Consider the following 11,419-nt stretch of genomic DNA (forward strand, 5'->3'; position numbering starts at 1 on the left):
GCAGCAGGCGGTACGGTGTTGGTTGATTTCCAGTGGCTCGAATCGCGCCGCCTTGCATGTGCTGACCGCGTTTCATCCGTACTGAACTCAGGCGCTGTCTACCGACATCGATGCCAACTGGAGCCACGGAATGCCACAACACCGCCGCCAGACCTTTGCACCCTTGTCGCGCGTTCTGGCGCTGGAGCCTCGGCTGCTCTTTGACGCGGCGGGCGCGGTAGCCGCCGAACAGCAGCACACATCACAGTCGGGCGCCGATGCGTCGGGCGCCGATGCGTCGGGCGCCGATGCGTCGGACGCGCCGGATTCAAACGCCGCGCCACGCAACGTATTGGTGGTGGACGCGCGAGTGCAAGGCGCGCAGGCCTTGGCCGATAGCGCCGCGCCCGGCACGAAAGTCGTGGTGGTGGATGCCGCCAAGGATGGCGTGGCGGCGGTGCAAGCGGCGCTCGACGCCATCGGCCAGGTCGACTCCATTCAAATCCTGGGTCACGGCACACCCGGGCAAATGCAATTGGGCAGCAGTGTGTTGTCGACGCTGTCGGCGGACACGCTGCGCACGGCGGAGTGGGGCACGCATCTCAGCCCCAACGGCGACATCCTGCTTTACGGTTGCGGCACGGGCCAGGGCGAGGACGGGCATGCCTTGCTGCAGAAAATGGCGTCGCTGACCGGCGCCGACGTCGCGGCCTCGACCAATGACACGGGCGCCGCGGCGGCTGGCGGTGACTGGGCGCTTGAGGCCTCGACCGGCCCCATCGAAAGCCGGCTGGCCGTGCTGGACGCGGCGCTGGCGGGCTACCAGGGCCTGCTGGCCAACGCCGACCCAACCCTGACGCTGGGCAGCAGTTCCGCCGACATCCTGGTGGGCGGAGACGCCGTCATCCAGGCAACCATCACCAACCCGTCCACCCAAGAGGGCTATGCGCCGTTCGTGGATGTCTTGTTACCCACCACCGGCTTTGACGGGGATGACGGCGTCAGCTTTCTTTCCGCCAGCGCATTGGGAATCAATCTGGTCAGCCACGTCGTTACCTTTGGCGCGGATGGCACGGCCTTGCACCCCTTGGCGCGTGACGCCTCGGGCAACGCACTGGTGATCCAGGCGTCTGACTACGGCTACCGCGCCGGCGACCAACTGGTGGTGTTGGAGCTGCCGTTTGCAGGCTTCGGCAAAGACCAGCCCGCCATCGTGGTGGACATCAAGTTGCACATGAGCAACCTGGCGGACGTCAACAAAGACCACGTGGTCAGCCTGCGCAGCGGCTTCCAGTACGGCAACGACGCGCTGGACAACCCGCAGCAGGACCCGTCGCTGGTGGAAGGCGATTGGCAGACCTTCGCCATGCGCGCCACGCCATTTGAAGTGACGCAAAGCGTCGACATGGTCGAAGGCGAAACCGTCACGGGCGAGAACAGCCCACACACCTTGACGGTAAGCACCACGCCCGCACCCGGCCAGACGCTGCAGAACGTATCGCTGACCCAGACGTTGCCCGACACCATCCGCGTGCAAAGCATCACCCCCGGCGCGGGCGGCACGATCACGAGACTGGTGCTTGCCGATGGGGTGGAGCTGACCGGCACGGTCGCCATCAACGCGGCCCTTGCGGCCTCGCCCTATGTGCAGTCCTACACCGTCAACTATGCAACGCTTGCCGGGCCGGTCGACACCTTGGTGACCTTCTATGTGCCGCAGACGGATGCCGGCGGCGCGGCGGTGCTTAACCCCACCACGGGCGACGACCGGACGATCACGCTGGGCCGGCCCATCGTCACCGGCGGCTGGGTGCCGCTGGACCCGCGCGACGTGCCGCCGCTGATACCGCTGGTGCCCGTGGTGGATCTTGGCGACCCCTTGGACTTCGTGGCCACCGCCGTCACCTTGCATAAAACCGGCAGCGTGGCCGTGGACACCGGTGTTGCCGGACTGTCGCCGGGCGACACGCTGGAATTCCAGTACGACATTGCCATCTCTGACTACTTCAGCTTCGGCAAGACCGTGCTGGGCGAAGGCAAGCTGACCGTGACCGATCTGCTGGGCAACGGCATGACCTTCGACGGCACACCGGTCATGACGTTCACGCAGGATGGCGCCACCTATACCGTGGCGCTGGTCTACACGCTGGGCGCCAAAGGCCCGGCGGGCACCACCGTCACCTTCGACCTGGCGGCGTCCGTGCGCAACGCCGGCTTGCCGCTGGCGGTGCTGGCGGGCGATCTGCACGACGGCATCCGCACGAGCGCCTCGCAGGCCACGGTTACCTACCGCGCCACGCTCGACCAGGCCTATCAGGGCACCTACCCGCAAGCCGAAATCAATGAAGGCGACAGCGTCGGCAACAGCGCGCTGCTGGAAGGCACCATCGTCGAAGACCGCGTCAACCTGGGGGACACCGAGACTGATGGCTCCGAGCTGACCCTGACAGTGCCCACGGGTGCGGTCGATATCGGCGTGTTCCAGGTCAACGGTGTGGTGGTGTCGCCGTCCTACGAACTGAAGCCCGGCGACGTGGTCACGTTCGTGCTGCGTTATGACCTGCAAACGGGCGACTACGAAAACCTGAAACTCACCGCCTATCTGCCGCTGCCCCTGTTCGACACGAGCGGCGCCTGGACGAACGGCCTGGGCGACCATAAATGGTCTTACGGATTGGGCGATACGCACCCCGGCTCGGTCGTCAGCGTGACGGCCGCGGCGGGTGGCGCGCTGGTGTTCGACTTCGGCAACTACGCCATGCAGTCCGACCCCACGGGCCAGAACCGGATCGAAGTCCTGTTCACCATGCGGGCCAGCGATCAACCCTTTGCGGACCAGCGTTCCATCACGGTGCTGGGGCAATCGACCCAGCTCACCACCATCGGCCAACAGCAGTTGGTCAGCGCTGACTCGGTATTGATCCAATCAGTGGCCGAACCGGTGCTGGACATCAAGCACGGGGTGGTGGCGTCCACGGGCGGAACGGTCACCGGCACGACCGGCACCTGGTCCGGCGCGGGCACCACGGGCTCGGCCTTCACGGGTAGCGTCACGGACCTGGACGCGCTGGAGGGCACGGTGGCGGGCATGGACGCGGGCGATATCCTGCGCCTGGCGACCGGCATCGAGAACAGCGGCGGTGGCGGCGCCTACGACGTGGCCACCACGCTGCAATTGCCGCCTGGCCTGGATTTCCTGGGCGGCAGCCTGGCCGCCGCCAACCTGCGCTTGGCCCGGGGCGACGGCACGCTGCTGCAACTGAATGTGGACTACGCCGTTTCCGGCAACACCATCACCTTTCTGGACGCGGGCGGGCAGGCCACGCTGCTCGCCGGGCGCGCCGGCTCGGCGGCCGACCTTGCCGGGCAGAACGTCGTCATCATTACCTATGACACCGTCGCCAGCGCCACCGTCAACGCCAGCCAGAACCTGCAAAGCACCGCCATCCTGACCCGCTACGCCAGCGTCGAAGGCGGCACCGACTTCACCCCCACCGACCTGACCGACACGGCCGACGCCGTGGTTGCCGCGCCCACCGTCTCCATCGGTTATGCCGGCGGCTCGCTGGACGCGGGCGACTCCAACGCGCCCCACACGTCCGGCAGCAACCTGGTGGTGGGCGAGCGCATGCTCTACGACATCATCGTGACGCTGCCCGAAGGCGTCACGCAGAACCTGCGCCTGGAAGACCTGATTCCCGCCGGCATGGGCCTGGACGCGAGCTTTGGCAACGGCGGCTATCAACTCATCACCACCACGGCCGGTAGCACCGCGCTGACGGCGGACTTCGCCGGCACGGTGGCGGTGGCGTCCCTGACGGGCATTGGCGGCACGGCCGGTGTGGATGGCACGGACGTGCGTCTGAGCTTCAGCGCCAGCTCCGCCGCCGGCAACAACATCGCGGGCGACAACCGCTTTGTGATCCGCGTGGCCCTGGTGGCGCTGGACGTGTCGTCCAACCAGACGGGTGCGGTGCGCACGCACGACGCACAACTGGTCTACAGCGACCCCGACACCGACACCCCAAACGGCGCTACGCCGTCCGACCGCAATGTGGCCGCGCAGGGCACGCGGCCCTCGATCAACATTGTTGAGCCCACCTTGAACCTGACACAGTCTGCGGTCAGCTCAGGCTCGGCGGTGGGCGTGGACCGGGGCGATGTGCTGACCTATACCGTCACCATCGGCAACGGCACGGCAGCCACCGACGTCGACGCCTTTGACGTGACCGTGCAAAACGTGTTGCCCTCTGAACTGTCCGGCGCACAGATACTGGGCGTCACGCTGTACGGCGGCGCCACCTTGACCGGCGGGGATTTCGTCATCGTCAACGGCGTGTTGCAAACCACCGATGGCGCCAAGCTTGATATTCCCAAGGGCGCGACGGTGGTGCTGCGCTTCTCGGGCACGCTGGATGCCACCACCGGCATCACCGGGTCTGTCGACAACCAGGTGAGCGTGCAGTGGACCAGCATGGACGGGGCCGCGGCGAACGAACGCACGGGCACGGGCGGCGTGAATGACTACGCCCTTACCAACACCTTGTCCGAGCGCGTGGCGGCGGACGCCACCATCAGCCACGTGGGCGGGCTGGCGGATACGGCGGCCGGTTCCCCGTCCACCGCCGATCCGCAAGACGTGGCCGTGGGCGAGATCATCCACTACCGCGTGGCCTTCGTGGTGCCGGAAGGCACCGACCCGAACGCCGCCATCCGCGTGGTCTTGCCACAAGGCCTGACCTTCATGAACGACGGCTCCGCCACCTTGGCCTTCATTGCCGACGCGCTGGCCGGTGGCGGCTCTGGCATACAGACCGACCTGGCCGGGCTGATCGTGTCCGGCAACGCCTACCTGCAGGGCGGCTTCACGGACGAAGCGCAAACCCTGCTGGCGCCGGACCTGTCCGGCGTGCGCGCGCAAGGTGTCATCAACCAGTCGAGCATCGACGTCACCGACCCGCGCGCAGTGATGCTGCAACTGGGCACGCTGGTCAATGGCAACAACGATGCGGACTTCGAAGTCGTGTATTTCGAATTCAACGTCCGCGTGGACAATGCGGCGGGCGTGGTGGCGGGCCAGCAGTTGGCGGTCAAGGCAGACTTCCTGAGCGGTGGCGAGGTGCGCACCAGCACGGATTCCGCGGTCGAGCGCGTGGTGGAACCCAAGATCGACAATCTGGACAAGACGGTCACGGCATTCGATCCCGGCGTGGGCGGCGCGACCGGCCAGGCCACCTATGGCGTGTCGTTCAGCAATACCGGCAGCGCCACCGCCTACGACGTCAGGCTGACCGACACCTTGCCCGCGGGCGGGCAGAACCTGGCCGTGATCGGGCTCACCATCGATGGCACCACGTATGCGCCGGGCGGCTATCCCGCCGGCGTCAGCGTCACGGTAACGGGCGGGCAGGTCACCGTCACGATGGACCAATTAGCGGCGGGCCAAACCGTCAGCCTGGCCTACACGGCCGACTTGCCCAACAGCGTGCTGCTTGCCGACACCACGGCCTCGGTGTCCTACACCAGCCTGCCGGACAGCTTCCAGAGCTATGCCGGCACCAACGTGGGCACAGCCGGTTCCACGGGCGGCGAGCGCACCGGCGCAGGCGCCGCGCCCAACGTCTATCTGGACAGCGATGGCGCGGGCGTCAGCCTGGTCAGCGGCACCTTGTGGAACGATACCGACAGCGCCAGTTCCAGCGCGGCGCCGGACGGCCCTGGGCTGCAAGGCCAGGACGTGACCTTGACCTGGGGCGGGGCGGACAACGACCTGTCGACAGCGGCCGACAACCAAAGCTGGACCGTCACCACCGACGCCAACGGGTATTACTACTTTGGTGTTCTGGGTGCAGGCGTGTTCCGCATCGACGCCGCGCCCAGCATCACCTTGTCCACGCCGACCGGCGTCGTGGCGGCTCGGGTCGACAGCGACGGCGGTTCGCCCCTGGCGCAAGTGGTCGTGCAACTGGGCGACCAGGGCACGGGCGCGGCCGGCAACATCGGTTATGTTGAACGCAACGACGGCCCCACCGTGGCGGCGCCGGCCACGCAGACCGTTGATGAAGACACCACGCTGGCCATCTCGGGCCTGGGCATCACGGACCCCGATGCGGCTGGCGGCGTCATGCAGGTGCTGCTGTCGGTCGAGCACGGCGTGCTGAACCTGACGCTGGGCAGCGCCGTGGTGGTGGGCGGTGGCTTGAACGGCCGCACGGTGACGCTGCAAGGCAGCCAGGCCGCGCTGAACGCCGCGCTGGCCACGCTGCAATACACGCCCGACGCCAACTACAACGGCAACGACACACTGACCATCCGCACCGATGACCTGGGCCAACGTGGCGACGCGGACGGTGACGGCATCCCGTTTGAACCCGTCGACGACAACCTCAGTGCCAGCGGTGCCACGGACATCACCATCAACGCCATCAACGATGCGCCGCTAGGGGTGAACGACAGCGCCACGGCCGTCGAAGCCGGCGGCACCGGCAATGGCACCCCCGGCGTCGACCCGCGCGGCAATGTGCTGAGCAATGATCGGGATGTCGACATCCAGACCAACGATGACAGGCTGAGCGTGACGCAGATCGGGCAGGGCGGCGCCACGCAGGCCGTGACGCCGGGCACGTCCGGCACGCTGGTCGGCCAGTACGGCACCCTGGTCATGAATGCGCAAGGCTCGTACGAATACGTGCTGGACAACGACAACCCGCTGGTGCAGCAGTTGCTGGCGTCCAGCGCGCCGCTATCCGAGTCGTTCACCTACAACCTGCGCGACGTGGCGGGGGCCGTCAGTTCGGCCACGCTGGTCATCACCATCCAGGGCGCCAACGACGCGCCGGTGGCGGACGCCGACGTTAGCCAGGCCACCGAACAGGGCGGCACAAACAACGGCACGGCCGGCAGCGACGCGGTGGGCTCCGTGCTGGACAACGACACCGACGTGGACGCGGGCGATACCCGCACCGTCACCTTGTCGCGCCCGGTGTTGGCGGGCGGCTTTGGCGACATCGTGGCAGTGCCCGTGGGCAGCACGTCGGCCAATGGCGCGACCGTGACCGGCCGCTACGGCGTCTTGACGCTGGGCGCGGACGGCACCTACCGCTACGTGCTGAACAATGCCGACCCCACCGTGCAGGCGTTGAACGTGGGCCAGACGCTGACCGAAGTGTTCCAGTACGCCGCCACCGACGCGGGCGGCCTGGACGGCGTGGCCAGCATCATCATCACCATCAACGGCGCCAACGACAACCCGGTTGCCGTGGACAACGTCCAGGACGGCTACACCGCGCGCGTGGACACGGTCACCAATACCGTGATCGGCACGGCGCTGAACCCAAGCGGCAACGTCATCCTTGACCAGACCGACCCGGACAGCGACGGCTCCGTGGACAGCGATATCGACAACGAGATATCGACAGCCATCGTCAGCCTGATCCGTGGCGAGAGCGGCACGGACCAAGCCGTGCCCACGGTGGGCGATCAGGCCATCGTGGGCCAGTACGGCACGCTCTACATCAGCCAGTCGGGCGAATACCGCTACGAGATCGACAGCCTGAACCCCGCGCTGATCGCCCTGGGACCGAACGCCACGGTGTCCGAGAACTTCATCTACACCTTGCAGGATGCCGTGGGCGGGCAGTCCAGCGCCACCTTGTCCATCGTCATCCATGGCGTACAGGACGCGCCCGTGGCCAAGACGGTGATTGGTGTCGCCGTTGAAAAGGGCGGCACCAGCAATGGCACCGCCGGGCAGGACGCCAGCGGCGATGTCACGGTCAATGACATTGACCCGGACGGCGACACGCTGAACGTCATCAACGTGCGCACCGGACGCGAAGCCGGCTCTGGCGCGGGTGGCACCGTGGGTGACGCACTTCAGGGGCTATACGGCACGCTGACGCTGAACGCCGACGGCTCGTACAACTACGTCGTGAACGACGCGGACCCCGCCGTGCAGGCCTTGCGCGCCGCCGGCAATACGCTCGTCGACTATTTCACGTACACCATCAACGACGGCGGCCTGAGCGACGCGGCCGAATTGCGCATCCGCATCCTGGGGCAAAACGACGCGCCGGACGCGGTTGACGAAACGGGCTTTGCCGTGGAAGCCGGCGGCACCGGCAATACCAGCGGCGGCCAGCCGGCCGTGGGCGACCTGCTGCAGAACGCGACGGATGTGGACAGCCCCGCGTTCGGTGAAACGCTGACGGTGACCGGGGCCCGCACGGGCGGCGGTAACGCGGCGGTGCCTGATGGTGGCGGCACGGCGATCACGGTGGTGGGCACCTACGGCACCTTGACCATCCTGCCCAACGGCCAATACGCCTATGTGGCGGACAACGCCAACCCCACGGTGCAGGCCCTGGCGCCGGGCGAAACCCTGGACGAGACCTTCACCTATCAGGTGACCGACGCGGGCGGCTTGTTCGACACCGCCTTGCTGACCATCACCATCCGTGGCGCCAACGACGCGCCCACGTCCGACAACGAAACCGCCGTAGCCATTGAAGCGGGCGGCACGGCCAACGGCACCGGCGCGGTCAACCCAAGCGGCAACCTGCTGGACGCGGGCGACACCGACCCCGACAACAACGACGTGCTGCAGATCGATGGCGTGCGCGCGGGCGGTGCGTCGGGCTCCGGCGCCATGGCCGCCACCGGCACCGATGTGGCCGGCCTGTTCGGCACCTTGCGCGTGGAAGCCGACGGCACCTATACCTACACCCTGAACAACGACCTGGACGCCGTCCAGCGCCTGCGCTTGGCCACAGACACGCTGACCGATACCTTCACGTTCCGCGTTGCCGACACGGGCGGCCTCACCAGCGATTCCACGCTGACCATCACCATACGCGGCGCCAACGACGCGCCAGTCGCCAGGCCCGACACGGGTGCCGCCATCGAAGCCGGCGGCGTTGAAAACGGCACCGACGGCGCGCCGGCAAGCGGCAATGTATTGACCAACGACACGGACGTGGACGCGGGGGACACCAAGCAGGTCAGCGCCGTGGTCAACAGCGCGTCGGCAGCGGGCGTGGTCGGCGGCAACACCGCCGGCCTGTACGGCACGCTGGTGCTGGGCGCCGATGGCGCCTACACCTATGTGGTCGACGACAGCCTGGCCGCCGTTCAGCAACTGCGCACCGGCCAGTCGCTGGACGACACCTTCACCTACACGGTGCGTGATGCGGGCGGGCTGACCAGCACCGCCACGCTGACCATCACCATCGCCGGCCGCTACGACACGCCCAAGGCGGTGAACGACACCGCCACCGCAACGGCGGGTTCGTCGGTCAGCGCGCCCATCGACGCGACCGGCCTCGTGCTGGACAACGACGAAGACGTGGATGCCGGTGACACCAAGACGGTCAACGGCGTGCGCGCCGGCACCGAACTTCCCGATGCGCCAATGATCGCCGTGGGCGGGCTGACGCGCATCGACGGCGCTTACGGCTGGCTGGAGATCGCGCCGGACGGCAGCTTCACGTATCACGCGGACGACACCAACGAGGCCGTGGCGGCGCTGGCGGCGGGCGAGCAATTGCTGGACCGCTTCACCTACCAGGTCGTGGACAGCGGCGGCCTGACGGACCAGGCCGAGCTGACGATCACCGTGGTGGGCGTGAATGACCCACCCATCGCCGCGCCTATCATCACCGTGGCGATCGAGCAGGGGGATGAAGTGGGGCGCGTGGGCGGACGCAACCCCAGCGGCGACGTCACCTTGCGCGACACCGATGCCGAAGGGCGTCCCTTGACGGTCGTGGAGATACGCACGGGCCTGGAAATCGGCACCGGCACGCCGGGCACGGTGGGCGTGCCGCTGCAAGGCCGGTACGGCACCTTGCTGCTGCAAGCCGACGGCACATTCCTCTATACGCTGGACAACAGCCTGCCCGAAGTCCAGGCGCTGCGCACCCTGCGCAACGTCTTGACCGATACCTTCACCTACACCATCGGCGACGACCAGGGCGCGCGCGACCAGGCGTCGATCGCCATTCTTATCGTGGGCCAGAACGACGCGCCGGTGGCCTTGCCCGACCATGCCGTCGCCATCGAGGCAGGTGGCCGCGACAACAGCGCACCGGGCTTGAACCCGGCCGGCAACGTGCTGGACAACGACACCGATGTGGACGCGGGCGATACGAAAGCCGTGACGGCGGTGCGGACAGGCACAGGCGCCGGCACGGGCACAAGCGGCGTCGTCGACGGCGTCACCGTCGGCCTGTTCGGCACCTTGACCTTGTCCGCCGATGGCAGCTACCGCTACGTGGTGGACAACGACAACGCCCAGGTCCAGGCGCTGCGCAACGCCAACGACACGCTGACCGAAGTTTTCACCTACACCATGCGGGACACGGCGGGCGCGATGGTGCAGGCCGAGCTCACCATCACCATCGTCGGCCGGGACGACACGCCCATGGCCCAGGACGACACGGCAAGCGTGAACGACATCGAAGGGCCGCCCGTCACGCAGGGCAACGTGTTGGACAACGATGCCGACGTCGACGCGCAAGAGCAACTGACCGTGGTCGGCATCCGCACAGCGGGCGAGGGCGGCAGCGCCGTCATCACCGGCGTGGTCGGCGAACGGCTGGCGGGGCGCTACGGCTTCCTGGTGCTGAATGCAGACGGTTCCTATACCTACGAGATCGACCTCACCAACCCCGCCGTCAACGCCGCCCGAGGCCAGGGCCCGTTGCTGCAAGACGTGTTCGTCTACACGGTGGGCGACCGCACCGGCCGCACGGACCAGGCGCTGCTGACCGTCACCCTGGACATGGACGCGGTGTATGTCGCCAGCCCGAACCCGCACGGTTTGTTTGACGACACCTCCAGCCTGCGCCCGCTCAGCGATCTGTCGGTAGACCCGGTGGTCTTCGTCACGCCGGCCGTGCGTGATGCGCTGCACCTGCAACAGTGGCTGACCGCCGTGATACGCGGCGAACGTCCCGGCATGGTCTTGCCGCCCGTGGTCACGGCCGAATCCATCGGCGAAGGCTTGGGGCTGGACCCGTCTGTCATGCTGACGCCGACGATCCAGGCCTTGCAGTTGTTGTCGCGCTATGAAGACGCGCGCCTGCAAGCGCGGCACGGGGTCATGTCGCTGACCGCCGACGGCTTGCTGCCCGATGTGTCGGTGTTCGCGCGCAAGGAAATCGAGCTGCAACGGCCCGCCGCCAAGCCGGCCGGGCAGGACAAGCCCGCGCCGCAAAAAGAGGCAGCGCCGCCGCAGCCGCAGCCGCAACCGGAAACACAGCCCCAACCGCAACCGCAACCGCAATCGCAAGCCCCCGCGCAACCCGCCGAGGCCCGCGCGGTGCACCTGGCTTCCCTGGACCGGCCCGCCGCCACGTCCTTGGGCTCGTTCAGCCAACAGATCGACCGCCTTTCCATGCGCCGCAATTTTGGTGCCGCACCCACGCCAGAACGTTAATAC

General features: G+C 67.5%; 1 protein-coding gene. It reads left to right on the forward strand.

From position 1 onward, the window contains the following. Positions 1–130: 130 nt before the first annotated feature. The gene (locus tag P8T11_RS04880) at positions 131–11,416 is read left to right on the forward strand and encodes a VCBS domain-containing protein (RefSeq protein WP_268077999.1); all 11,286 of its coding nucleotides are present in this window, start codon (positions 131–133) and stop codon (positions 11,414–11,416) included. The last annotated feature ends 3 nt before the right edge of the window (positions 11,417–11,419 follow it).

The sequence above is a fragment of the Achromobacter spanius genome (assembly GCF_029637605.1).
GTDB classification, from domain to species: Bacteria; Pseudomonadota; Gammaproteobacteria; order Burkholderiales; family Burkholderiaceae_B; genus Achromobacter; species Achromobacter spanius_E.